We start from the raw sequence: 24,236 nt of genomic DNA, 5'->3' as shown, positions 1-24,236 counted from the left end.
CGGGGCTGACGCAAGCAGAATGACTTATTTCGACACGAGACTCTCTCCGCAGCGGCCCGGTCCGTAACATTGGAGTTGTTACAGGCTCCGGCTTGCCAAACCCGCTGTAAAGGACTAAGAGACGTTGACGCTCGAATCACTCCCCGTGTTGGATTTCTCCCGCTTGAGTGCAGGCCAGGACGAGGCCGCCCGGTTCCGGGATGAATTGCGTGATGCCATGCACGAAGTCGGATTCATCTACCTGGCCGGCCACGGCATCCCGCAGGAACTCACCGACGCCATGCTCGATATCTCCCGCCGCTTCTTCGACCTTCCTGAAGACCAGAAGCTCGCGATCGAGAACGTCCACAGCCCCCAGTTCCGCGGCTACACCCGCGTCGGCGGCGAAATCACGGACGGTGCCGTCGACTGGCGCGAACAGATCGACATCGGCGTCGAGCGCGACGCCGTCGAGCCCGGACCCGGCGTCGCCGACTACTGGAGGCTGGAGGGGCCGAACCTCTGGCCGGAAAACCTGCCCGAGATGCGCGGGATCGTCACCGAATGGACCGAGCGGCTCAGCGCCATTTCCCTGGACCTGCTGCGGGCGCTCGCCGTCTCCCTTGGGGCGCCCGAGGATACCTTCGACGCCGCGTTTGCCGCCCAGGCTTTCCCGCTGCTCAAGATCGTGCGCTACCCGGGCGAATCCGATCCGGATCCCAAGCAGGGCGTCGGTTCACACCGCGACGGCGGAGTGTTGACCCTGCTCCTGGTCGAGCCCGGCAAGGGCGGCCTGCAGGTCGAATACCAGGGCCAGTGGATCGACGCGCCCCAGGTGCCCGGAACGTTTGTGGTCAACATCGGCGAGATGCTCGAGCTGGCCACCAACGGCTACCTCAAGGCGACCCTGCACCGGGTGATCTCCCCGCTGCGCGGCACCGACCGGATCTCGCTGCCGTTCTTCTACAACCCGGCCCTCGATGCGACCATGCCCCGGCTCGCGGTCAGCCCGGAGTTCCAGGCCAAGGCCCGCGGCCTGTCGGTGGACCCGACCAACAGCCCGATCCTGGAGACCTACGGGGACAACGCCCTGCGCTACCGGCTCCGCGCCCACCCCAACGTCGTCGAGGCCCACCACCCGGACCTGCTCAAGGGCTGAGGCCGGCCGTCCCGCCCCAGTCGGGGCGCCCGGCGGCGCAAGGGCGGTTTAAAAGAATTCGGCCGCCAGCGGTGGGTGGCATCATTGGCACCCGCTGCTGGCGGCCGAAGTGTCGGCAGGAATCGTCAGATGGTGACGGCTCCGGAATCGGTTTCAAAGGTGACGGACAGGATTCCCGGCGTCCCGTGCGGGGCGAGCCAGTTCACGTCCACGTCTTCCAGCGGCTTCTCCACCGGTTCGCCGAGCCACTCGGTGACGCGTTCGGCCGAGCCGGCGATGGTGAGCGCGGACATCTTGACGTTGCTCGCGTAGGCGTTGGACGGGTGCAGCTCAGGATCGCCCTCCCACTTGAGCATGTAGGGGACCTGCGGGTCGGCGATCAGGCCCAGGATGCCGATCTGCTTCCAGACCAGTTCGCGGCCGTCGGGGAACTTGCGGTTGCCGTTGACGGCGGACCGGCCCAGGCGCTCCTCGAAGGGGGCGAGGTCGTCAACCTCGACGCACCAGCCCATCCAGCCGCCGCCGGCCGCCGAGCGGGCACGCACGGCCTGGCCAAACGGCGCCTTGTCCGAGGCGGGGTGGTCCAGGACCTCCACAACCTCCAGGTACTTGTGCCCGGCGAGCGGGATAATCATGTTGCGGGTCCCGAATCGGGGGTGTACCCCGCCCTTGACGGCTTCGACGCCGAGGGCGGACGCAATACGTTCGGTGGTGGCCGCGAGGCCATCTTGTTCACAGGCGTAAGAGACGTGATCCATGCGCATGCCCTCATCTTGGCACTTTGTGATGGAGCTCTCAGCTTAGGCTCTCCTAACCAAGATAGGATGTCGTTTTCGCGTGCGGGCCGGGGGCCGGATCCGCCCGGATCCGCTGTGGATTGCGGCGCCAGCGGGCGGTCCGCGGACGCCCCGCGGCCGGCCGCCGGGACAAATTCATATTCGTCACAAAGCTATCCAGCCGTCGGGGCGCGTTCCTAGACTGAAGCCAGGTCATGAGTGCCAGCATCGAGCCCCGGCTTGCTGGCCGGCAACCCTCCTAACGCGGTGGGGTGCCCCGGGTGAAGACCTGGCCCTCCGGCGCCCGCCGGACGGCAAGCGCGGCCGCCAGGTCCGTTCCGGTCGAAAAGCCGGGAACGGCCGGCGCCCAGTCACTCAGGAGCTCTCCAATGTCCAACGCCTGGTCCTTTGAAACCCGTCAGATCCACGCCGGCCAGGAGCCGGACTCCGCCACCGGCGCCCGGTCGCTGCCGATCTACCAGACGACGTCGTTCGTCTTTCCCAGCGCCGAAAGCGCCGCCAACCGGTTCGCGCTCGCCGAGCTCGCTCCGATCTACACCCGGATCGGCAACCCCACCCAGGACGCGGTGGAGCAGCGGGTCGCGAGCCTCGAAGGCGGCCTCGGCGCGCTCCTGCTCAGCTCCGGGCAGGCTGCGGAGACCTTCGCAATCCTGAACATCGCCGAGGCCGGGGACCACGTCGTCGCCAGCCCCAGCCTGTACGGCGGCACCTACAACCTGCTGGCCCACACCCTGAAGAAGTTCGGCATCTCCGTCACGTTTGTGCAGGACCCGGACAACCTGGCGCAGTGGCGCGGGGCCGTGCAGCCGAACACCAAACTGTTCTTCGGCGAGGTGGTCTCCAACCCCCGCCAGGACGTGCTGGACATTGAGGGCGTCGCGGACGTGGCCCACCGGGCCGGGGTGCCGCTGATCGTGGACAACACTCTGTCCACCCCGTACCTGATCCGGCCCATCGAGTGGGGCGCCGACATCGTCGTCCACTCGGCCACCAAGTACCTCGGCGGCCACGGCGCCGCGATCGCCGGCGTGATTGTCGACTCCGGCAACTTCGACTTCGGCAAGGACCCGGAGCGCTTCCCCGGCTTCAACACCCCGGACCCCACCTACAACGGGCTGGTCTACGCCCGGGACCTCGGCGCGGACGGGGCGCTGGGGGCAAACCTGGCCTTCATCCTGAAGGCTAGGGTCCAGCTGCTGCGCGACCTCGGCTCGGCCGTGTCCCCGTTCAACGCCTTCCTCATCGCCCAGGGCATCGAGACGCTGAGCCTGCGGGTGGAACGGCACGTCGCCAACGCCACCCGGGTGGCCGAATGGCTGGAGGCCAGGGACGACGTCGAATCCGTCGCCTATGCCGGGCTGCCGTCCAGCCCCTGGTACGAGCGCGGCCGCAAGTACGGGCCCAAGGGGACGGGCGCCGTCGTCGCCTTCAACCTCGCCGGGGGAGCGGAGGCCGGCAAACGCTTCGTTGACGCCCTCGAACTGCACTCGCACGTGGCGAACATCGGTGACGTGCGCTCACTGGTGATCCACCCGGCGTCGACCACGCACAGCCAGCTCTCGCCGGAACAGCAGGCGGTGGCCGGCGTCCATCCGGGGCTGGTGCGGCTGTCGGTGGGGCTCGAACACATCGACGACATCATTGCGGACCTCGACGCCGGCTTCCGGGCAGCCAAGGACGCCTGAGGTCATACGGAAGCCGACGTCGAAATTCCCCACCTTTGCGGGCGCGACGGCGGGACGCGCCGACATTTTCGGGGCGACCCGCCGGACACGGCCTCAAAGGTGGGGAAACTGGGCTGCCGTAAGATCCGGCTGTCACACGGCCGTCACAATCTTCGCGCTTGCCCCGCCGTGTTTCGTAGAATCGACGCAGGTCATGAGTGCCAGCGACAGCCCCGGCTTGCTGGCCGGCAACCCTCCTTCCGCGGCGGGGTGCCCCGGGTGAAGACCTGGCCCGCCGGTCAGCTGACGGCGGGCAAGCGCGAGGTTAGGTCCCCACATGACGATTGCCGTCTCCCGTACGGGAGTACCCGAAAACAAGCCCGCGGTCCCGGACGGAACCGTCCAGTACCTGTCGATCGGCTCCCTGGTGCTGGAATCCGGCGCCACCCTGCCGGAGGCCACGCTCGCCTACGAAACCTGGGGCACCCTAAACGCGGACGCCTCCAATGCGGTGCTGATCGAACACGCCCTGACCGGGGACACCCACGTCACCCGCGGCGCCGGCGAAGAGCCGGGATGGTGGGAGCAGCTGGCCGGCCCCGGCGCCCCGGTGGACACGGACAAGTACTTTGTTGTCTCCATCAACATCCTCGGCGGCTGCTACGGCTCCACCGGGCCCTCAACGCCGGCGCCGGACGGCCGGCCGTGGGGCTCCCGCTTCCCGCTGGTAACCCTTCGCGACAGCACCGCCGCCGAGGCCCGGCTCGCCGACGCCCTCGGGATCGGCAGCTGGTACGCCGTGCTCGGCGGCTCCCTCGGCGGAGCCCGCGCCCTGGAATGGGCGGTCAGCTACCCGGCGCGGGTCCGGCGCTGCGCCGTCATTTCCGTCGGTGCCAGCAGCACGGCCGAGCAGATTGCCTTCGCACAGGCCCAGACCCTCGCCATCCGCCAGGACCCTCATTTCAACGGCGGCGACTACTACGGCGGCCCGGAGCCGGACGCCGGGCTGGCCCTGGCGCGCCGGATCGCCCACATCACCTACCGCTCCGCCGCCGAGCTGGACGGCCGCTTCGGACGGAACGCCCAGGCCGCCGAGGCGCCGTTGGAGGCCGGGTCGCTGGCGGGACGGGGCCGCTACCAGGTGGAGAGCTACCTCGATCACCAGGGCAACAAGCTGGTGCGCCGTTTCGACGCCAACAGCTACATCGCCATCACCGAGGCGCTTATGAGCCACGACGTCACCCGCGGCCGCGGCACCCTGGAGCAGGCCGTTTCCCGCGCCACGGCGGAGTTCTTCGTGGCGGCCGTGGACTCGGACCGGCTGTACTTCCCGGCCCAGTCCGATGAACTCGCCGCCGCCCTGCCGGGTGAGGTTCCGGTGCACATCATCGAAGCTCCGATCGGCCACGACGGCTTCCTGACCGAAATCGGCCAGCTCAGCGGGCAGCTCCGGAGCACCTTCTTCGCGTAGCCAAAGCGCCGCTGTGTGCATTTTTGCAGACACGCCCTGCGTGATTAGTGGTTGAGCCTGCCGGGATGCGGGGCCATACTCGTGGAGAATGACGCCGTGTGTCCCAACTCACACGCGCGTTGTCAACCCAATGGTCCACAGGGTGTCGATGGCGACACCAAAGGAGTTCGCATGAGCACGGAAAACGCCGCCGCACGGCGCGCAGAGGAGCCGGACGTCAAGACGTCCGGACTGAAGAAGGTAGTAACGGCCTCCATGGCCGGCACGGTTGTCGAGTGGTATGAGTTCTTCCTCTACGCCTCCGCCGCCACCCTGGTCTTCGGCAAGATGTTCTTCCCCAACTCGGGTACGGAACTGGACGGCATTCTTGCCGCGTTCCTGACTTACGCGGTGGGTTTCGTGGCCCGCCCGATCGGTGGCATCGTCTTTGGCCACTTCGGTGACAAGTTCGGCCGCAAGCAGCTGCTGCAGCTCAGCATCATTCTGGTGGGCGTCTCCACCTTCCTGATGGGCTGCCTCCCCAGCTTCGCGCAGATCGGTTACTGGGCACCGGCCCTGCTGGTCTTCCTGCGCTTCGCCCAGGGCTTCGCCGTAGGCGGCGAATGGGGCGGCGCCGTGCTACTCGTGGCCGAGCACAGCCCGAGCAAGTCCCGCGGCTTCTGGTCGAGCTGGCCGCAGTCGGCCGTCCCGCTCGGCAACCTGCTCGCCACCGCCGTGCTGTTCATCCTCTCCTCCACGCTGTCCTCCGCGGACTTCCTCGGCTGGGGCTGGCGCGTTGCATTCTGGCTCTCCGCCGTGATCGTCGTCGTCGGCTACTACATCCGCACCAAGGTCCAGGACGCCCCGATCTTCCTTGAGGCACGGAAGGAAGTTGTCACCGAAAACAAGGGCTACGGCGTCGCCGAAGTCTTCCGCCGCTACCCCCGCGGCGTGTTCACCGCCATGGGCCTGCGGTTCGCGGAAAACATCCTGTACTACCTCGTGGTCACTTTCTCCATCACTTACCTGAAGACCGTGGTCCACGCCGACACCGCCAAGATCCTGCTCCTGCTGCTCGTGGCACACGCGATTCACTTCTCCGTGGTCCCGGTGGTGGGCCGGCTCTCGGACCGCTTCGGCCGCAAGCCCGTTTACATGGCAGGTGCCGTCCTGGGTGCGACCTGGGGCTTCTTCGCCTTCCCGATGATGGACACCGGCAACGACTTCATCATCCTGGCCGCCGTCATCATCGGCCTGCTCTTCCACGCACTGATGTACGCCGGGCAGCCGGCCATCATGGCTGAGATGTTCCCGACCCGGATGCGTTACTCCGGCGTCTCGCTCGGCTACCAGGTGACGTCGATCGTGGCCGGTTCGCTCGCCCCGATCATCGCCGTCGCGCTCCTGGGCCAGTACAAGTCCTCCGTTCCGGTGGCCATCTACCTGCTCATCGCCTGCGTTGTCACCATGGTCGCCGTGTACTTCCTGAAGGAAACCCGCGGCATCTCCCTGCACGACGTCGACGCCGCCGACGCCCAGGGGACCGCCGACCTGCTTGCCGCAGGCAAGAAGTAAGGCAAGAAGTAAGCTCCATTGGCACCACGCTGCCCGTGTCCGCGTTCACCGCGGGCGCGGGCAGCTGCCGTTAACCGTCCCCGATTAGCCGGCCGTCACCGGCATTTTCGCGGGCGGCTCATCCACGCCTCGACCGGTTCCGAAGTTCGGGCGCGAGAGGTTCAGGCGCCAAAGGCAAGGTGTGCCGTCTATTGTGTGTCGGGCCCGAGGCGCATGCTCTCTGACCAGGTGGCCCAGTCTTTCGGGTGGATCGAGGGGCGGCCGATGAGGTAGCCCTGCCCAGCGCTCATGCCGAGTCCTGCCACGGCCGCGAGGTCCTCAGGCGTTTCGATCCCTTCAGCGATCAGCGTGGCGCCAATTTGGCGGGCAAACTCCACCATGGCGGCGCCGAGTGCGTGCTGGCCCTGGTCGTCGTCGATCCCGGCGATCAGGCTGCGGTCCAGTTTGATGATTTCGGGCCGGACGTGGAGGACATGGCGCATGGAGGCGAAGCCGGAGCCGGCGTCGTCCACGGCGATGCGGAGCCCCTCTTTCCGCAACGGGGCCAGCACGGCAAGGAGCGGGGCGTATTCGCTTACTTCGAGCCGTTCCGTTAGTTCCAGGACAATTCGTTTCGGGGGCAGCCCGGAGCGCTGGAGCAGGTCAGGCAGACGTGGGTCCAGACACGTCTCCGGGGAAAGGTTCAAAGCCACGTAGATGCCCGGGGGAAGTCCCTGCGCCGTCTCCAGTGCTTTCTCCATGGCGGCGAACTCAAGTTCGCTCAACAGGCCGACGATGGCGGCCTCCTTGAACCAGAATTCGGGGCCGGCACCGTCCTCGCCGACGAACCGGGTCAGCGCCTCGACGCCGAGGAGTTTGCCTGTTGCGAGGCTGTGGATGGGCTGGAAGGCCGTAAGGAGCCGGTCCTGGTCGAGCATCAGTTGGAGCTGTTCGCGGTTGAGGGAATCCATCGCCTCCTGTGCCGTCAGCGGCGGGAGCATCCGGCTCGTGCCCTCGAATCCTCCGGGCCGGTCGTCCGTGGCGGGGCGGACAGTGCCGGAGACTTCCATCCATACGGCGCCGCCGTCGCGGTGCCGGCACCGAACGATGACACCTGTCCAGCCCGGTCCGGAGGCGGCCGCCACGTCGAGCCTGGCGCGCGCCAGGTCGCCGCCATCGATGACGAGGTCGCATCGCTGGCCGAGCAACTCGTCCGGCTTCCATCCGAGAAGGTTCTCACTGGTCGGGCTCGAAAACGTGAAGCGTCCCCGGTCGTCGACGGCCCACACCCACTCCTGGCTGGTGATCAGGACAGTGTCCATCAACTGGGCGGTAGCCCCAGCACGGCGCCTCTCAGCCCGGTGCCCCCTGCGGAAACGTACAGCCAGGACTAGGGCCATGGCCATGGGCGCCAACACGAGGAGACTGGCCAGCAACCGGTCCCTTGGTTCATCCAGGATGCCTTCAGGGTCAAGGATCACGATGGCGGCCGCCGTCACGGCGAACACCATCTGGATGGCCAGCACAACAACCAGTACATCGCGTATCCGCGGCGAACCCGAATTCTTCGACATTTCCATTCCCCCAGGCTTGGTGACATGAGCCTACTACCGTGCCTGATCGGATTGGTGGGTTAGGGACCACCAGCGTTTCTCGGGCGCGATGGATCTTGATGTTCGCAATCCGACCCCGCCCCGCCGTTGCTCCCGGACTGCGGTCAGAATGTCTTTGCAGTGAAGAGGGAATCGCCGTGGATGTCGTCGGGTTCCACCCGCCCGGTTTCGACGAAGCCGAGTCTGGCCAGCACAGGGCGTGACGCGGTGTTCCAGTCACGGACCGTTGCCCAAATGCGTCGGTAGCCTGATTCCTGTGCCTGTTGGAGGACTGCCCGGGAGGCCTCGGTCGCAAACCCCTGGCGCCAGACGTCGCGGAGGAACTCAAAGGCGAGCTCCGGTTCCTCGGGCTGTCCATGCCGGTTGGGAATCAGCCCGCAATAGCCAATGACCTGCCCCGAACCCTTCTGCTCGGCGGCCAGCAGTCCGGGGAAGGGATGCCGATCGTCGCGACGGATGCTGTCCTCGATATCTTCCAGCGTGGGGTGACCATCGGCACTGATGCGGCGATGCGGAGGAACGCGGGGATCGCGCTCGGTCCACAGTTCGTGCAGGACAGCGGCGTCGGACACCTGCCATGGCCGCAGCAGCAGTCGATCTGTTTCGAGGGCGGCATCGATCCGAGGTACTGGCACGTAGTCCATAGCGACAATTATGGGGCGTGACCTATAGCGCGGGGAGGTCCCCACGCAGCCCCCCGGCTCAGCCCGCCAGCACATCCTGGCGTTCGGCGATCTCGGCCCTGACCGCCGCCAGCACGGCCTGCACCGGCGCCGAGCGCAGCGACTCCGCCCGCGCCACCGCCCAGATGGGCAACTGCCGCTGGAAGTCGTCCGGCAGCACCGGCACAAAGCCGGGTTTGCCGACGACGAGGAAGTTGGGCAGCAGCCCGATCCCGGCGGCGCGGCGGACGGCCTCGAGCTGGGCGAAGATGCTCGTGGCCTGGAAGCTGGAGCGGGGCATCGGGAGCTGGGTGGAGCGGTGGCCCAGCTCCGCGACCTGCAGTGCCGACTCCACGTAGGAGACAAAACCGTGCCGCCGGACGTCGTCGAGCGTTTCCGGCAGCCCGTGCTCCTCCGCGTACTCCGGGCTGGCGTACAGCCGCAGGAAGTAGTTGGACAGGAAAATGGTCTGCGCGTTGCTGACCTCCAGGTTGCCCACCACCACCTCCAGGTCCACGCCGGAGCGGTTTTGGCTGACTTTGCGGGTGGCGCTGAGCATCTCCACGTTTAGCAGCGGGTGTTCCTGCTGCAGCCGGACCAGGGCCGGGGCGACGAATTCCGCGCCGAAGCCGTCCGGCGTGCTGATCCGGACCAGGCCGGAGAGCACGTCCTCGCCCCGGGCGATCCGGCCGGACAATGCGCCGAGGGTCCCCTCGATGGCCTCCGCGGCTACCACCGCCTGGGACCCCAGCTCGGTGAGCTCCCAGCCGTGCGGGCTGCGCTCCAGCGTCCGGCCGCCGAGCTGTTTGTCCAGGGCGAGGATTCTGCGCGAGATGGTGGTGTGCGTGGTGCCCAGAGTCTCCGCGACGGCGTTGAACCGGCCCAGCCGGGCCACCGTCAGCAGGATCAGCAGGTCGTCCGGGCTGGGAAGCCGCTTCAAGTCCACCGTTGGCCTTTCGTCGATGTGTGCATCGATGCACATGCCATCTTCACTTTTTCCCCTTGATTGCACTGTAGCAGGGGTGTGATGCTGGACACGGAAACCGGCCAGTGTGCCGGACACAATGCAAAGCAAAGGAGCTTATGCCATGGCAGTTGTCGCCTGGATCGGACTGGGAAACATGGGCGGGTTCATGTCGGTGAACTTGGCCAAGGCCGGAAACGAGGTCCGCGGCTTCGACCTGAACCCCGAGGCCGTGGCGGCAGCCGAGGCCGGGGGAGTCAAGCCCGCCGGCAGCATAGCCGAGGCAGTTGAGGGCGCCGACGTCGTCTTCACCATGCTCCCCAAGGGCGAGCACGCCCGCGCCGTCTACCTCGGCGAGGACGGCGTCCTGGCCCACGCGGACACCAAAACCCTGCTGGTGGATTCCTCCACGATCGACATCGCCTCGGCCCAGGCACTGCACGACGCCGCCGCAGCAGCCGGCTTCCGCTTCGTCGACGCCCCCGTCTCCGGCGGCATGAGCGGCGCCAAAGCCGCCACACTGACCTTTATGATCGGCGGCGAGGCCGGCGCCGTCGCCGACGCCACCGAATACATCCGCCCGATGGCTGCCAACATCATCCCCACCGGCGGCGCCACCACCGGCCAGGCCGCCAAGATCTGCAACAACCTGATGCTCTTTATCAACCTCGCCTCCACGGCCGAGGGCGCTGTCCTCGCCGACCGGCTGGGCCTGGACAAGCAGGTCTTCTGGGACATCGCCTCGGTTTCCTCCGGCGACAGCTGGGCGCTGCGCACCTGGTACCCGGTGGCCGGCGTCGTCCCCACCGCGGCCTCCAACAACGACTTCGCCCCGACGTTCACCGCCGAGCTCGCCAACAAGGACATCGGGCTGGCCATCAGCGCCGCCAAGGACACCGGCACCCCGCTGGAAATCGGCGAGCACGTGCAGCAGCTCTTCCAGCGGCTCATCGATGGCGGACAGTCCGGCAAGGACTGCTCCGCGATCGTCCAGCTCGTCGACGGCTCGTTCGAGTCCGCCAAGTAGCCACCACACCTTTGTAGAAAGAGATCCACCCCATGGAACGCATTCCGCACTTCATCAACGGCGCCCTCGTCTCCGACGCCGAGCGCTACGGTCCCGTCTTCAACCCCGCCACCGGCGAGCAGGAAAAGGAGGTGGCCCTCGCCTCCGCAGCCCGCGTCGAGGAGGCCATCGCGGCAGCCCGCTCAGCGCTGCCCGGCTGGCGCGCCACCAGCCTGGCCAAGCGCACCGGCATCTTCTTCAAGGTCCGCGAACTGCTCATGCAGCGCCGGCCCGAACTCGCTGCCCTGCTGACCAGCGAACACGGCAAGGTCCTCTCCGACGCCGAGGGCGAGATCACCCGAGGCCTGGAAAACATCGAATTCGCCACCGGGCTGTCCCACGCCCTCAAGGGCGAACGCTCCGAGCAGGTCTCCGGCGGCGTCGACGTCCACTCCGTCCGCCAGCCGGTCGGCGTCGTCGCCTGCATCACGCCGTTCAACTTCCCCGCCATGGTGCCGCTGTGGATGATCGGCAGCGCCCTGGCCTGCGGCAACACCGTGCTGCTCAAGCCGAGCGAAAAAGACCCGTCCTCCGCGATCTTCATCGCCCAGGTCTTCGCCGAGGCCGGCCTGCCCGCCGGTGTGCTGAACGTGGTGCACGGGGACAAGGAAGCCGTGGACGTGCTGCTTGAGCACCCGGACGTCAAGGCCGTCAGCTTTGTGGGCTCGACGCCGATTGCCCAGTCGATCTACAAGCGCGCCGCGGACCACGGCAAGCGGGTCCAGGCCCTCGGCGGGGCCAAGAACCACATGGTGGTGCTCCCGGACGCGGACCTGAACATGGCTGCCGACGCCGCCGTCTCCGCCGCCTACGGCTCCGCGGGGGAGCGCTGCATGGCCGTCAGCGTCCTGGTCGCCGTCGGGAACATCGCGGATGAACTGGTGGACGCGATCAAGACCCGGATGGCCACCCTCAAGATCGGCCCCGGCACCGACCCTGCGTCCCAGATGGGCCCGCTGATCACCGCCGAGCACCGCGACAAGGTGGCCTCCTACGTCGCCGGCGCCGCGGACGAGGGCGCCTCCGTGGTGGTGGACGGCCGGGGCCAGGAGTTCGATTCCAACGGCTTCTTCATCGGCGTCAGCCTGATCGACCACGTCAAGCCCGGCATGAAGGTCTACGACGACGAGATCTTCGGCCCCGTCCTCTCGGTGGTCCGCGTCGAGACCTACGCCGACGCCGTCAAGCTCGTCAACGACAACGAGTTCGGCAACGGCGTGGCGATCTTCACCCGCGACGGCGGCGCCGCGCGGCAGTTCGAGTTCGACGTCGAGGCCGGCATGGTGGGCGTCAACGTCCCGATCCCGGTGCCGGTGGGCACCTTCTCCTTCGGCGGCTGGAAGAACTCGCTGTTCGGCGACACGCACATGTACGGCCCGGAGAGCATCCGCTTCTACACCCGCGGCAAGGTGGTCACCACCCGTTGGCCGGACCCGTCCACTTCGGTGATCGACCTCGGCTTCCCCCAGGTCGACTGAGGATCCCTCCCCGAATAAAGCAACGCGGGGTCACTTACAGCCCATCCAGCAGTGGATTATGGTCCGTAAGTGACCCCGCGTTGTGTGTGTCTAGGGGGCTAGCCCTTCATGATCTCCGCGCGCTGGGCCATGTAGTCCTCCATGGCGAGTTCGCCGTTGCTGTACTTCTGGTCCAGCTCGGCGAGCTTGCGCGCGCGGTAACCCTGCGGGCCGGACGGCACGGGCGGAACCGGCGGAACGTCCGGCGTCGCGGGGGCCGCCGGGGGCTGCGGCTGCCACTGCTGCGGCGGCGCGGCCTGCGGGGGGTTGTTCAGGTACTCCGGGCTGTCCTCGTAGGGAACCGGGTACTGCTGGTTCGCCGGCGGCTGCGGGGCACCCAGCTGGCCGAACCCGCCGTAGTAGTCCCGCTGGGTGAAACCGTCCCGCGGCTGGTTGTTCTGCTGGCCGGGGAACTGGCCCGGGAACCCGCCGAAAGGCTGGCCGGGAAAGGTGGGGCCATTGCCGTTCTGGCCGCGGTTGGACGCCTTGTACCGGCGCATGGCGAGCATGATGATCGTCGCCAGGATGGCGAGCCCAAACAAGGTGAACACGGTATCGAACCTTTCAGGAGTGGTCCTTCAGCTTAACGCGCCATACCGGCCGAGGGTGCCCGGCCCGGCGCCGCGCTCAGGAGCGCAGGGCATCCTCGGCGCCGGGCAGGCCCTCGCCCGAACCGGGAGGCCCCTCACCCGAGCCCAGCGGCATCCCCGGGCCGAACACCGGCCCGGCCAGCGGGCGCTTGGCCGTGATGCCGTCGCCGGAGGAGCGGTGCCGGAGCCTGCGGACCACCCACGGGACGAAGTGCTCGCGGGCCCAGATGAGGTCGCCGGTGCGCGCCTCCCGCCAGTTACGCTGCGGCATGGGCTTGGGCGCAAGGGGCTCCAGGGTGTGTTGCACGTTCAGTGAATCCAGCACCATGGCCGCGATGGTGTGGTGGCCCAGCGGCGAGAAATGCAGCCGGTCCACGTCCCACATCTGCGGGTCGTTGAGCTGGCGCAGGGACCACATGTCGGCGATGACGGCGTCGTGCCGGGCCGCCACGGTGCGCAGGTTCTCGTTGTAGATCGCCACCTTGCTGCGGATCCGGCCCAGCACGGTGGAGCCGGTGTCCGGGCCGTTGAAGAGCACCACGGTGGCGCCGCCCAGGCTCAGGATCTGCACCACCGAGTCCAGCCGCTCGGCGAGGACATCGGGGTCGCCGCCTGGCCGGATCAGGTCGTTCCCGCCGGCGGACAGGGTCACGAGGTCCGGCTTCAGGGACAGGCAGTGCGCCAGCTGCTGGTCCACGATCTGCTGCAGGAGCCGGCCCCGGACCGCAAGGTTGGCGTAGGCGAAATCAGCCTGGCCGCGGCTCAGTTCCTCCGCCACCCGGTCCGCCCAGCCGCGGTGGCCGCCCGGGCTCGCCGGTTCCGGATCGCCGATCCCCTCGGTGAAGGAGTCTCCCATCGCCACGTAGCGGGTCCAAGGGTGGTTCACGGTCCGGTCCGGATAATTCTCCATGGCTGCTGTTTCGCTCACCTTCATATCCTGCACTCTCCCCGCAAAGCTACGCCACCGTAGCTTGTTACCGATTGGTAACTGCAAGAATGGAGCCATGACAGACGCCGCCCCGTATCCCGCCGCCTTCCCCGACCCCGTTGTCCTCTGGTCCCGGCCCGAAGAGGCCCGCGCCGGCAGGCCCCTGCTGGTGCTGCTGCACGGTTACGGGGCCAACGAACAGGATCTGCTGAGCCTGGCGGACCTGCTGCCGGAGGAGTTTGTGGTGGCCTCGCTGCGTGCCCCGCTGGTGTCCGGGCCGGGCTTCACCTGGTTCCCGCTGACGGCGTCCATCGACTACTCGCTCGACGCCGTCCAGCACGCCGCGGCGTATGTCCAGGACTGGATCGACTCGGTCCGGGCCAACCACCCCTCGGTCACCCTGCTGGGCTTCTCGATGGGCATGGCCATGGCCACCACCTTGCTGCGGCAGCGGCCGGACGGCTACGCCGCCGTCGTCGGGCTCTCAGGCTTCGCCGTCGACGCGGGCGGTGACCCGAGCTTCCGCGACGCGGAACTGGACGGCACCGTGCCGATGTTCTGGGGGCGCGACCAGCAGGACCCCGTGATCACGCCGGACAAGATCGAGTTCACCATGGGCTGGGTGCGCAAGCATGTGAAGCTCACCAAGGTGCTCTACGCCGGCATGTGGCACGGCATCAACCAGCAGGAGATCGGCCACGTCGGCGAGTTCCTCACCCACGAGGTGCTCAACAAATAGCCGACGACGGCGCCGCCGGCCGCCGTCGTCAGGCGCCGCCCGGCTCTGCGGGGCTTAGGCGCCGCCGGGCGTGCTGATCCGCACGGTCTGGCCGTTCACGGTGACGGTGTCGCCGTGGTGCAGCTGGCGGCCGCGGCGGTCATCGATCTCGCCGTTGACCTTCACGAGCCCGTTCTTGATCAGTTCCGCAGCCTCCACCCCGTCCTCGACGAGGTTGGCCAGCTTCAGCAGCTGGCCCAGCCGGATCATGTCGTCGCGGATGGGGATGTCTTCGATTTCCGGGTTGCTCATACAAGCAATAATGCCTGACCAAAGGTGGCACCAATGACCCACGCACCGCGGCTCCCACTGCCCGTCGGACTGCTCCTGGCCGTTTCCGCCGGGCTCCTCGTCCCCGTCCAGGGCCGTATCAACGGCGCCCTGGGCACAGTCCTGGCGGACGGCCTGGCCGCCGCCGTGGTGAGCTTCAGCACCGGTCTGGTCCTGATGATCGCCATCTCGCTGCTGCTGCCCAAGGGCCGCGCCGGGCTGGCCCAGGTCCTGCCGGCACTGCGCGAACGGCGCTTCCCGCGCTACTACGTGCTGGCCGGCGGCATCGGCGCGCTCTTCGTCTTCGCACAGTCCTTCACCGTCGGGCTCCTCGGCGTGGCCCTGTTCACCGTCGCCGCCGTCACCGGCCAGACCCTCAGCGGGCTGCTGGTGGACCGGATGGGAATCGGCCCGGCGGGCAAGCGGCCCATCACCGGCATCCGGGTCCTCGGCAGTGTGCTGACAGTCGCCGCCGTGGCGTGGGCCGTGTCGCCGCGCTTTGCCTCCGGCGCTGCAGGCGGTGCAGGCGGGTCCGACCCCATGGCGCTGGTGCTCCCCGTGCTGCTGCCGGTGCTCGCCGGATTCCTGATGAGCTTCCAGCAGGCGATGAACGGAACCGCAACAGTCCACTACCGCACCCCCATCACCGCCACCCTGGTCAACTTTGTCGCCGGCAGCATAGTGCTCTGGCTCGCCTGGCTGATCAAACTGGCCGCGGCCGGGCCAGGTCACGCGCTTCCCGGCGAATGGTGGTACTACCTGGGCGGCCCGATGGGCTGCGTCTTCATCGCCGTCGCCGCCTTCCTGGTCCGTAGCCTGGGCGTACTGGTCACCGGGCTCGGCATGATCGCCGGGCAGCTGCTCGGATCCCTGGCCCTGGACCTGGCGCTGCCCGCACCGGGCACCGTCGTCGCCCTGCCCACCGTGGTCGGCACGCTGCTGACCCTGGCCGCGATCGTCCTGGCCAGCCTGCCCTGGTCCCGCGGGACCCTCAAGGGGCGCTAGCCCGGTAGGCTAGGAGCTTGCATCACCCCGTCCGCAACACCCCGCCCGGCAACCAGCCGGTGACCCGGGGCTGACAGCACGGACCGCACCCAGCGGCCCTGCAGAAACTGGAGTTCCCATGGCAGCAAAATCCGTACTCGACCAGATCATTTCCCTCGCCAAGCGACGGGGTTTCGTCTTCCAGGCCGGTGAAATCTACGGTGGCTCCCGTTCTGCCTGGGACTACGGTCCCCTCGGTGCCGAGCTGAAGGAAAACATCAAGCGCCAGTGGTGGCAGTCCGTGGTCCGCGGCCGCGAGGACGTCGTCGGCCTGGATTCCTCGGTGATCCTGCCCCGCCAGGTCTGGGAGGCCTCCGGCCACGTCGAGGTCTTCTCCGACCCGCTGGTGGAGTGCCTGTCCTGCCACAAGCGCTACCGCGCGGACCACCTCGAGGAAGAATACGAGGAGAAGAAGGGCCGCCCCGCCGAGAACGGCCTCAAGGACATCGCCTGCGCCAACTGCGGCACCCGCGGCGAATGGACCGAACCGCAGGAATTCTCCGGCCTGCTCAAGACCTACCTGGGCCCCGTCGCCAGCGAAGAGGGCCTGCACTACCTGCGCCCCGAAACCGCCCAGGGCATCTTCGTGAACTTCTCCAACGTGCTCACCACCTCGCGGAAGAAGCCGCCCTTCGGTATCGGCCAGATCGGCAAGTCTTTCCGCAACGAGATCACGCCGGGCAACTTCATCTTCCGCACCCGCGAGTTCGAGCAGATGGAGATGGAGTTCTTCGTCGAGCCCGGCACCGACGAGCAGTGGCACCAGTACTGGATGAAGGAGCGCATGGCCTGGTACACGTCCCTGGGCATCCGCGAGGAAAACCTGCGCTTCTTCGAGCACCCGCTGGAGAAGCTCAGCCACTACTCCAAGGGCACCACGGACATCGAATACCGCTTCGGCTTCCACGGCTCCGAGTGGGGCGAGCTCGAGGGCATCGCCAACCGCACCGACTTTGACCTCTCCACGCACTCGAAGGCCTCCGGCGCGGACCTGAGCTACTTCAACCAGGCCACCAACGAGCGCTACACCCCGTACGTGATCGAGCCGGCCGCCGGCCTCACGCGCTCATTTATGGCGTTTATGATCGACGCGTACACCGAGGACGAGGCGCCCAACGCCAAGGGCGGCGTCGACGTCCGCACCGTGCTTAAGCTCGATCCGCGCCTGGCCCCGGTCAAGGCTGCCGTGCTCCCGCTGAGCCGTAACGAGGACCTGTCGCCGAAGGCCAAGGACCTCGCCGCGCAGCTGCGCAAGAACTGGAACATCGAGTTCGACGACGCCGGCGCGATCGGCCGCCGCTACCGCCGCCAGGACGAGATCGGTACGCCGTTCTGCATCACGGTGGACTTCGACACGCTCGAGGACCAGGCCGTGACCATCCGCGAACGCGACACCATGAGCCAGGAACGCGTCGCCCTGGACAAGGTGGAGGGCTACCTGGCCGCACGGCTGATCGGCGCCTGATCATGGCGATCGCGTACCGCGAATGGCGCGACGGCGACGACCTCGCGCTGCTGGAGATGTGGGGCGGTCCGGAGACGGACCAGGCCCGGCAGTTCCGTGCCACCCTCGCCCCCTCCGGCAACGCCCCGTGGCGCCGCTGCATCGTGGCCGAGGACGTCGTCGACGGCGTCGCCATCCCCGTCGCTGCCGGGGTGGTCCATGAGGCCTCGCTGCATCCGGAGCGCCTCTGGGTCTACGTCGAGGTTGCCCGCGACCACCGCCGGACCGGCATCGGCTCGACGCTGCTGGCCATGCTCCGGCACGAAGCCGGGCAGTCGCCCTCGGGAGTGTCCCGGCTCCGGACCAAGGTGGAGCCGGGCACGCCCGGCGCCGCCTTTGCCGAGGCCGCCGGCCTGGCGCCGATCCAGCGCTCGCGCCTGGTCGTCGTCGAACCCGGCGCCCTGAAGCTGCCGGTCTTCGGCGACGGCTCCGAGGCCGCAGCCTCGGAGCAGGTGGAGGACCTGGCCACCGGGTCGGTGGAGCTCAGCGACGTCGTGGGCCGCTACTACACCGCCGTGCACGACTGGGACAGCCCCGGGGACCTCAGCATTGCCACGGTGCAGCGGCTCTTCCTGGACGACCTCAGCGGCGCCCACGGAGCGATTGTGCTGCGCGCGCCCAGGGCCAGCGCCTTCGGCGCGGGTGTGCCGGCCAGCAAGAAGGGCCGGCTCCAGGCGTTTGCGGTCAGTTACGCCCAGGGCGGCCCGGAAATGGGCGGGCCCGAAGAGGGCCACGCCACCAATGCGGGGGAGCCGTCGGATGTGTTCCTCGGCCACGACCCGGAACTGTCCGCCGAGGATGCCCGGGCCGCGGTCCGGGACCTGCTGGCGCTGATCGCGTACCAGTACCCGGTCCTGCTGGAACTGGACGATTCGATGGACGCGCTGCGCGCCGTCGTCGAGCCGCTCCTGGAGAGCGGCAAGGCCCGGCAGACCGGCGCGGAAACCCTGATCGTCTCCGACCCCGTCTAGCCCGCTTAACCCGACTGACCCGCAACAACAGCTGCGGGTCAGTCGGGTTTAACGCCTACTTGCCCGGCGGCATCACCGGCGGAACGAAGTCGAAGGTCATGCCCAGCAGCCAGACCAGCAGCAGCACCACCGGCAGGTGGAAGACGAACTGCAGGAACGTGAAGCCCACCAGGTCGCGGGCCCGCAGCCTCAGCACCGCCAGCAGAGGGAGCATAAAGAACGGGTTGATCAGATTGGGCAGCGCCTCGGCGATGTTGTAGATCTGCACGGTCCAGCCCAGGTTCATCTGGACATCGGTGGCGGACTGCATGACGTACGGCGCCTCCACGAGCCACTTGCCGCCGCCGGAGGGAACCAGCAGGCCCAGCACGGCCGTGTACAGCGCAATGACGACGGCGAAGCCGCCGCCGCTGCCGATGCCCGAGAAGAACTCGGCCAGGTGCGCCGAGATGGTCATCCCGCCGTGGCCGGTGGCCTTGGTCAGGATCGCGGCCATTGCCGCGTACAGCGGGAACTGCACGAGGATGCCGGCGGTTGCAGGGACGGCCTTGGTGACGGCCTGCAGGAAGTTCCGCGGGGTGCCGTGCAGCACCAGGCCCAGGATGAGGAACACCAGCAGGTAGCCGTTGAGGCTGCTCACCACGGTCAGGAACGGCTTGGTAAGGAACTGCGAGACCAGCCAGCCCAGGGTCAGCAAGCCGGCGAGGATCGGCAGGATCTTGCTGTATTCGAGCAACTCGCCCGGGCGGGACCGCGGCGCCGGCTCGGTGGGCTCGTCGTCGAGGTCCACGCCCAGGTCCGCCGCTGTGCGGATGGCCCCGCCCTGCGGTGCCGAGAAGTGGGCGATCACCGTGGTCAGCAGCATCAGGATCGCCAGGGTCAGCAGCGACTGCCAGATGAAGATGGTGGTGCCGAAGTCCAGGATGCCGGTGATCTTCAGCAGCGCCGGCGGCAGCGAGGCCGCCGTCGCCTGCAGCTGCGCGGCCGAGGAGGACAGGCCGAGCGCCCAGACGGCACCGAGGCCCATGAACGCGGCCGCGCCGAGGGCGCGGTAGTCCACGGTGAGGTCCTTGCGGCGGGCGATCGCCCGGGCCAGCAGGCCGCCGAAGATCAGGCTGAGGCCCCAGTTCAGGAAGGACACGGACATGGACATCAGCGCCACGAAGCTCACGGCGGTGCGGGCGGTCGCGGGAACGAGGGCCAGCCGGCCGATCAGGCGGGCCACCGGCGGGGAGGTCGCCACGACGTAGCCGGTGAGCACCACCATGGCCATCTGCAGGGTGAAGGCGGTCAGGTCCCAGAAGCCGTTGCCGAAGGAATCGGCGATCGACTGCGGCGACGCGCCGATGGCCAGGGCGGCCAGGGCGATGATGATAACGCCGGCGAGGGCGAAGATGTAGGCGTCCGGGAACCACTTCTCGGTCCACGCGGCCATTCGTTGGGCTATCCGGGCGAGGCCGCGTTCTTCGCCGATACCGCTTTTGGTCAGGACTGTGTTTGCCACAGAGGGATACCTCTCCATTGAGTGCGTTTTTCTACCCGATGGAGTTTAGCCACCGCTGCTGCGGGAGCCGGGCTTATCGGCGCCTGCCGCGGGCGCGCCGCGGGCCCTCGGCCTCGTCAAGCCGCCGCCGTTCCTCCTCGGTGGGCGCCCCGCCGCCGAGCGCGGCCGGCATCCACCAGGCGCCCGGCTCCGGTTTCAGCGGGAAGTCCGCGACGCCGGCGTCGATCCCCGCCTGCAGGGCGCTCCGCAGGGCCTCGGTGGCCGCCGGGACGTCCAGTCCGGGGCCCGGGGTGAAGGGTTCGCCCACGTGCACCCGCACCGGCGCCCGCCAGGCCCGGAGCGGGGAGAAGCCGTGGTGCCGGGTCATGATCCGGTGCGCGCCCCAGACCGAGACCGGGATGAGAGGGACGCCTGCCTCGGCCGCCATCCGCACGGCGCCGGTCCGGCATTCCCGGACCTGGAAGCTGCGGCTCACGCCGGCCTCGGGCAGGATCGCGACGTACTCGCCGTCGCGGAGTTTCTGCACGGCGGCGTCGTAGGCATGGGCGCCGGTGTCATAGCCGACGACGACGTGCCCGGCGGCGCTCACGGCGGGACCGGCGAACCAGTGGTCGGCCGCGGCCTGCGTGATCAGGAAGCGCATCTGGGCGCGGTTGTGCCACCAGAGCAGCAGCTCGGCGAAGGCGAAATCGAGGTAGCCGAAATGCGTGATCGCGACGACGGCGCCCGCACCGGGGGTGGCCCGCCGCGAGGCGCCGCGGCGGCCGCCGCGGGGACCGTGGTCGGGGCCGTGGTCCGGGGCCGGCGCGGGAAGATGTTCGGCGCCGGTGACGATGACGCGGATCCGGAACAGCCAGCGCAGCGCCTGGCCGGTGCGGACGATCACGCGGTAGAAGCGGTCGCTGGGTGCCGGCCGCCAGCTCACCTCAACCCCCGCATCTCAGTGGCCCGCCGGCCGGCGGGGCGGCCAGGGGATAAAGCCGGAGGTGGATTCGACGTATTCCTTGTACCCGGGACGGGCGGACATGGCCTTCTCGGTCAGCGGTTTGCCGGTCTTGCCGGCCAGGGTCCAGATCATCAGGGCGGGGGAGAGGATGGTCAGCACGCCGGGCCAGGAGTCCGCCGCCACCAAAAACAGCCCGGCCCAGACGGCGGCGTCGCCAAAGTAGTTCGGGTGCCGGGTGTAGCGCCAGAGTCCGGTGTTCAGGACGGTGCCGCGTTTGGCCGGGTCGGCTTTGAACCGGGCCAGCTGCCAGTCTCCGACGGTTTCGAAGACAAAGCCGAGAATCCACAGCAGCACCCCAAGCAGCGCCGGCCAGCCGAGCGGGCCGGTGCTGAACATGCCGACCTGGATGGTGAGCGAGACGAAGAACATCACGATGCCTTGCGGCAGGTACACGCGCCGCAGCGCGTAGGTGTTGCGGGATCCGGGCGCCGAGGAGAGCATGTCCACATAGCGCGGATCCTCGTGGCCGCCGCGGGCCCGGATACCGATGTGGACGGCCAGCCTGATGCCCCAGACGGCCACCAAGGCCAGCAGCAGCAGCCGCCTGCCAGCGTCGCCGTGGCCGGCGGACAGCGCCCAGGAGACAGCGGCCGCCACCACAAAGCCCAGCCCCCAGATCGTGTCGATGACCGAGTGGCGGCTCTGGCGCACGGCGACGGCGAACGTCACGGCCAGCAGCGCCACCAGTCCCAGGGCCACCCACGGCAGGCTGGCGAGGAAGGCGTCCAACGGGAAGGCGGCCATCACAGCACCACCGGGAGGGTGGCGGCGGCCGGAAGGACCTGGCGGAGCGTGTCCGTGCCGGGCAGTTGTGCGCCGGCGGTGCTGGCGAAGGCATCCAGGACGAAGCCGTTGGCGAGGGAGTTCCAGAGCCGGACCCGGCGGAACATAAAGTGCCCGGCGCCGGTCAGCGAGACGTAGTCCACCGAGGCCGCGATACCTTCGGCGCGGCGCGCGTAGGCCAGCGAGTTCTTCGGGCTGGTCCAGCGGTCCTCGCTGCCGTGCACGATCAGGACCCGTCGCCCGGCGAGCGGCTCCACCGGGGTGGCGCCGTTCAGCCACGGTGCCAGCGCGACGACGGCCTCCACCTGCGGGTGGTCCGCGACGCAGAGCGCGGTGAGGCCGCCCATCGAGTGGCCCAGCAGGTAGATGGGGACGCCCGGGTGTTCGCTGCTGATCTGGGCCAGCGCCCAGCGGGCATCCTGTACCGGCGACATCTCGGGCCCGTTCCAGCCCCGGTAGCGGTTGCGCAGGGTCCAGACCGCCAGGCCGTGCGGGCCGCCCTGGTTCCGCAATGACTGGGCAAAGGGCAACATCCGCGCCGGGCTCAGGTGCCGGGCCTGGACCGCCTCGAAGCTGTCCGATCGTCCGCCGTGCAGCACCAGGGCGACGCCGCGGGTCTGCCCGGCGGCGTCGGCGATGCTCAGTTCGGCCCGGGCCGCAGGGCCGGCTCCGGCCGCCCCGGGCTCCCGGTCGTCAGTCTTGCGTCTGGCCACGGCTGGTGTCCTCCACATCGTTTTGTCCCTGCAATTACCAACAATAAGTCGGCCGCCGGCGTTCCCGGCAGCGTTTGCAGCCGGTTGGTTTGTGAACGTATTCCGAAGAACATTCGCAGCCGTGCGGCCGGGGGATGGGCGGCCGCCGGTGGCCTCCGCGCGCGGCGGGCCGCCCGGACACCGTAAAGTTTTCGGCATGAGGTTGAACTGCTGATGGGCGCCGGACATTCACACACCACCCAGGGGCACCACGAAGTGACGCCCCGGGCGCTCGCCGCACGGAAGAAGGCCAACTGGATCCTGGCCGCCGTCCTGGTCCCGCTGACCCTGCTGACCATCACGGCGATGGTGCTGCTGTGGCCCTCGGGCAGCAAGGACGGCATCAAGCTGTCCAGCCCCTACGCGGCCGCCCCGGGCGTCACCTTCGACACCGGCAAGATCCAGCGCGTCGTCGTCGGCAGCTGCATGGACGGCACGGCGCAACAGGGTGCGCAGCCGGGTTCGCAGCCGCAGCCCGGCGCCGGGCAGGGCTCGCAGTGCACCTTCGCCTACACCGAGCCGGACAAGGGCGGAAACCCGGTCAAGGTGGTGATCAACCCCGACGTCGCCAAGTCCCACGGCGTCAAGGTCGGCGACAATATCCGCTACCTGAACCTCTCCAAGGCGCCGGGCGCCGCCGACGCCCAGGGGACACCCGCCTACGTGTTCGTTGACTTCGTCCGGACCCTGCCGATCATCCTGCTTGCGGTCCTCTACGCCGTTGTGGTGATTGCGGTGGCCCGCTGGCGCGGGCTGCGCGCCCTCATCGGCCTGGCCGGCGCCTACGCCGTGCTCGTCTCCTTTATGCTTCCGGGTCTGGTGGAAGGTAAACCGCCGCTGCTGCTGGCCCTGGTCGGATCCACGGTGATCATGATCGGTGTGCTGTACTTCGCGCACGGCTTCACCGCCCGGACGTCGACGGCGCTGCTGGGCACGATGTTCGGCCTGGGCATCACCGCCGCGCTCGCGGCCTGGGCCACCGATGCGGCGAACCTGGCCGGCGTCGGCAACCACGACGCCGCCACCCTCGCCAACGTCTCGGACCACATCTCCATCTCGGGGATCATCCTGTGCGGGCTGATCATCTCCGGCCTCGGTGTCCTCAACGACGTCACCATCACCCAGTCCTCCGCGGTGTGGGAACTCTGGGAACTTGCCCCCGGCACGTCCGCGCGGAAGCTGTTCGCCTCGGCGATGCGGATCGGCCGGGACCACATCGCCTCCACGGTCTACACGATCGCGTTCGCCTATGCCGGGGCGGCGCTGCCCATCCTGATCATCGTGATGCTCTACGAACGCCCGCTGGGGGACGCGCTCACCAGTGCCGAACTCTCCGAGGAAGTCATCCGCACCCTGGTCGGCTCCATCGGGCTGGTGCTGGCGATTCCGGTCACCACCCTGATCGCCGTGCTCGTCGTCAAGGCCACCGGACTCCGGGGGACCGCGGCCACGGCGGACGACGTCGTTCGGCCCGCCGGCGGCCTGAGCGGTAGCAGCCGCGCGGCCGCCGCAGGCCTGCCCGACCGCGGACCGTCCGACGGCGGCAGCGGCGACCGTGGTACCTCCGACGGCGCCGACGCGGAGCCGGAGACGCGCCGCGGCCGCCGCGCGGCTGTGTCCGGCTGAGCAGGCGGCCCGGCACGTTACGACCGGTGCGGTTTCCACATAGCCGGAGCGGGAC

22 protein-coding genes and 2 riboswitches are annotated in these 24,236 nt (G+C 68.6%); of the genes, 11 read left to right on the top strand and 11 right to left on the bottom strand.

Annotated features, from left to right (window positions below):
- Positions 1–124 precede the first annotated feature (124 nt).
- Positions 125–1,138 (top strand): isopenicillin N synthase family dioxygenase, encoded by a 1,014-nt coding sequence (locus AC6I9V_RS03210; protein ID WP_497898323.1) that lies wholly within the window; start codon positions 125–127, stop codon positions 1,136–1,138.
- A 125-nt stretch (positions 1,139–1,263) separates the two neighbouring features.
- Here AC6I9V_RS03210 and AC6I9V_RS03205 read toward each other — a convergent pair whose 3' ends face one another.
- Positions 1,264–1,902 (bottom strand): VOC family protein, encoded by a 639-nt coding sequence (locus tag AC6I9V_RS03205; protein WP_349412626.1) that lies wholly within the window; start codon positions 1,900–1,902, stop codon positions 1,264–1,266.
- Between the two features lie 223 nt (positions 1,903–2,125).
- A riboswitch (SAM riboswitch) is annotated at positions 2,126–2,241 on the top strand.
- 62 nt (positions 2,242–2,303) lie between these two features.
- Here AC6I9V_RS03205 and AC6I9V_RS03200 point away from each other — a divergent pair.
- From AC6I9V_RS03200 to AC6I9V_RS03190, 3 genes are all read left to right on the top strand, one after another.
- Complete coding sequence (locus tag AC6I9V_RS03200) at positions 2,304–3,620, top strand: bifunctional o-acetylhomoserine/o-acetylserine sulfhydrylase (protein WP_497898322.1); 1,317 nt, start codon at positions 2,304–2,306, stop codon at positions 3,618–3,620.
- A 189-nt stretch (positions 3,621–3,809) separates the two neighbouring features.
- Positions 3,810–3,925, top strand: a riboswitch (SAM riboswitch).
- Positions 3,926–3,936: 11 nt separating this feature from the next.
- On the top strand, positions 3,937–5,070 hold the full coding sequence (gene metX, locus AC6I9V_RS03195) for a homoserine O-acetyltransferase MetX (protein WP_497898321.1): 1,134 nt from the start codon (positions 3,937–3,939) through the stop codon (positions 5,068–5,070).
- A 171-nt stretch (positions 5,071–5,241) separates the two neighbouring features.
- Positions 5,242–6,624 carry an MFS transporter gene (locus AC6I9V_RS03190; RefSeq protein WP_497898320.1) on the top strand — a complete coding sequence of 461 codons (1,383 nt, stop codon included), beginning with the start codon at positions 5,242–5,244 and terminating at the stop codon, positions 6,622–6,624.
- Between the two features lie 188 nt (positions 6,625–6,812).
- On the opposite strand, the gene AC6I9V_RS03185 is transcribed toward AC6I9V_RS03190, so the two are convergent.
- The 3 genes from AC6I9V_RS03185 to AC6I9V_RS03175 all read right to left on the bottom strand — a co-directional run bounded on the left by AC6I9V_RS03185 (position 6,813) and on the right by AC6I9V_RS03175 (position 9,860).
- Positions 6,813–8,177, bottom strand: coding sequence for a sensor domain-containing phosphodiesterase (locus AC6I9V_RS03185; RefSeq protein ID WP_497898319.1), 1,365 nt, complete (start codon positions 8,175–8,177; stop codon positions 6,813–6,815).
- A 143-nt stretch (positions 8,178–8,320) separates the two neighbouring features.
- Positions 8,321–8,860 carry a GNAT family N-acetyltransferase gene (locus tag AC6I9V_RS03180; protein ID WP_497898318.1) on the bottom strand — a complete coding sequence of 180 codons (540 nt, stop codon included), beginning with the start codon at positions 8,858–8,860 and terminating at the stop codon, positions 8,321–8,323.
- Between the two features lie 58 nt (positions 8,861–8,918).
- Positions 8,919–9,860, bottom strand: coding sequence for a LysR family transcriptional regulator (locus tag AC6I9V_RS03175; protein WP_497898317.1), 942 nt, complete (start codon positions 9,858–9,860; stop codon positions 8,919–8,921).
- A 106-nt stretch (positions 9,861–9,966) separates the two neighbouring features.
- On the opposite strand from AC6I9V_RS03175, the gene mmsB reads away from it, so the two are divergent.
- Both mmsB and AC6I9V_RS03165 read left to right on the top strand, forming a co-directional pair.
- Positions 9,967–10,869 carry a 3-hydroxyisobutyrate dehydrogenase gene (gene mmsB / locus AC6I9V_RS03170; protein ID WP_497898316.1) on the top strand — a complete coding sequence of 301 codons (903 nt, stop codon included), beginning with the start codon at positions 9,967–9,969 and terminating at the stop codon, positions 10,867–10,869.
- A gap of 32 nt (positions 10,870–10,901) precedes the next feature.
- The gene (locus tag AC6I9V_RS03165; protein WP_497898315.1) at positions 10,902–12,386 is read left to right on the top strand and encodes a CoA-acylating methylmalonate-semialdehyde dehydrogenase; all 1,485 of its coding nucleotides are present in this window, start codon (positions 10,902–10,904) and stop codon (positions 12,384–12,386) included.
- A gap of 98 nt (positions 12,387–12,484) precedes the next feature.
- On the opposite strand, the gene AC6I9V_RS03160 is transcribed toward AC6I9V_RS03165, so the two are convergent.
- Together AC6I9V_RS03160 and AC6I9V_RS03155 are read right to left on the bottom strand one after the other, a co-directional pair.
- Positions 12,485–12,976 carry a hypothetical protein gene (locus tag AC6I9V_RS03160; RefSeq protein WP_497898314.1) on the bottom strand — a complete coding sequence of 164 codons (492 nt, stop codon included), beginning with the start codon at positions 12,974–12,976 and terminating at the stop codon, positions 12,485–12,487.
- A 76-nt stretch (positions 12,977–13,052) separates the two neighbouring features.
- Positions 13,053–13,949 carry an SGNH/GDSL hydrolase family protein gene (locus tag AC6I9V_RS03155; protein WP_497898313.1) on the bottom strand — a complete coding sequence of 299 codons (897 nt, stop codon included), beginning with the start codon at positions 13,947–13,949 and terminating at the stop codon, positions 13,053–13,055.
- Positions 13,950–14,019: 70 nt separating this feature from the next.
- Between AC6I9V_RS03155 and AC6I9V_RS03150 the strand changes: the two genes are divergently transcribed.
- Positions 14,020–14,682, top strand: a complete 663-nt coding sequence (locus AC6I9V_RS03150; RefSeq protein WP_497898312.1) for an alpha/beta hydrolase — start codon at positions 14,020–14,022, stop codon at positions 14,680–14,682.
- 54 nt (positions 14,683–14,736) lie between these two features.
- Here AC6I9V_RS03150 and AC6I9V_RS03145 read toward each other — a convergent pair whose 3' ends face one another.
- On the bottom strand, positions 14,737–14,973 hold the full coding sequence (locus tag AC6I9V_RS03145) for an RNA-binding S4 domain-containing protein (RefSeq protein ID WP_146335292.1): 237 nt from the start codon (positions 14,971–14,973) through the stop codon (positions 14,737–14,739).
- 33 nt (positions 14,974–15,006) lie between these two features.
- Here AC6I9V_RS03145 and AC6I9V_RS03140 point away from each other — a divergent pair, with 33 nt between their 5' ends.
- The 3 genes from AC6I9V_RS03140 to AC6I9V_RS03130 all read left to right on the top strand — a co-directional run bounded on the left by AC6I9V_RS03140 (position 15,007) and on the right by AC6I9V_RS03130 (position 18,510).
- Positions 15,007–15,996: a DMT family transporter gene (locus AC6I9V_RS03140; protein ID WP_497898311.1), complete on the top strand. Its 990-nt coding sequence runs from the start codon at positions 15,007–15,009 to the stop codon at positions 15,994–15,996.
- 118 nt (positions 15,997–16,114) lie between these two features.
- Positions 16,115–17,500, top strand: a complete 1,386-nt coding sequence (locus AC6I9V_RS03135; RefSeq protein ID WP_146335290.1) for a glycine--tRNA ligase — start codon at positions 16,115–16,117, stop codon at positions 17,498–17,500.
- Between the two features lie 2 nt (positions 17,501–17,502).
- Positions 17,503–18,510, top strand: a complete 1,008-nt coding sequence (locus tag AC6I9V_RS03130; protein WP_497898310.1) for a GNAT family N-acetyltransferase — start codon at positions 17,503–17,505, stop codon at positions 18,508–18,510.
- A gap of 55 nt (positions 18,511–18,565) precedes the next feature.
- Here the strand turns inward: AC6I9V_RS03130 and AC6I9V_RS03125 are convergent, their stop codons facing one another.
- The 4 genes from AC6I9V_RS03125 to AC6I9V_RS03110 form a co-directional block, all read right to left on the bottom strand.
- Positions 18,566–20,014 carry a short-chain fatty acid transporter gene (locus tag AC6I9V_RS03125; protein WP_497898309.1) on the bottom strand — a complete coding sequence of 483 codons (1,449 nt, stop codon included), beginning with the start codon at positions 20,012–20,014 and terminating at the stop codon, positions 18,566–18,568.
- Positions 20,015–20,087: 73 nt separating this feature from the next.
- Positions 20,088–20,939, bottom strand: a complete 852-nt coding sequence (locus tag AC6I9V_RS03120) for a lysophospholipid acyltransferase family protein (RefSeq protein ID WP_497898308.1) — start codon at positions 20,937–20,939, stop codon at positions 20,088–20,090.
- A 15-nt stretch (positions 20,940–20,954) separates the two neighbouring features.
- Positions 20,955–21,764 carry a DUF1295 domain-containing protein gene (locus AC6I9V_RS03115; RefSeq protein WP_497898307.1) on the bottom strand — a complete coding sequence of 270 codons (810 nt, stop codon included), beginning with the start codon at positions 21,762–21,764 and terminating at the stop codon, positions 20,955–20,957.
- Complete coding sequence (locus tag AC6I9V_RS03110) at positions 21,764–22,516, bottom strand: alpha/beta hydrolase (RefSeq protein WP_497898306.1); 753 nt, start codon at positions 22,514–22,516, stop codon at positions 21,764–21,766. Before AC6I9V_RS03110 ends, AC6I9V_RS03115 begins: the two co-directional genes overlap by 1 nt.
- 213 nt (positions 22,517–22,729) lie before the next feature.
- On the opposite strand from AC6I9V_RS03110, the gene AC6I9V_RS03105 reads away from it, so the two are divergent.
- The gene (locus AC6I9V_RS03105; protein ID WP_497898305.1) at positions 22,730–24,181 is read left to right on the top strand and encodes a YibE/F family protein; all 1,452 of its coding nucleotides are present in this window, start codon (positions 22,730–22,732) and stop codon (positions 24,179–24,181) included.
- Positions 24,182–24,236 lie beyond the last annotated feature (55 nt).

Source organism: Arthrobacter sp. SlRoot2-15 (assembly GCF_059739345.1).
This window is presented reverse-complemented; position numbering and strand designations above follow the sequence as displayed.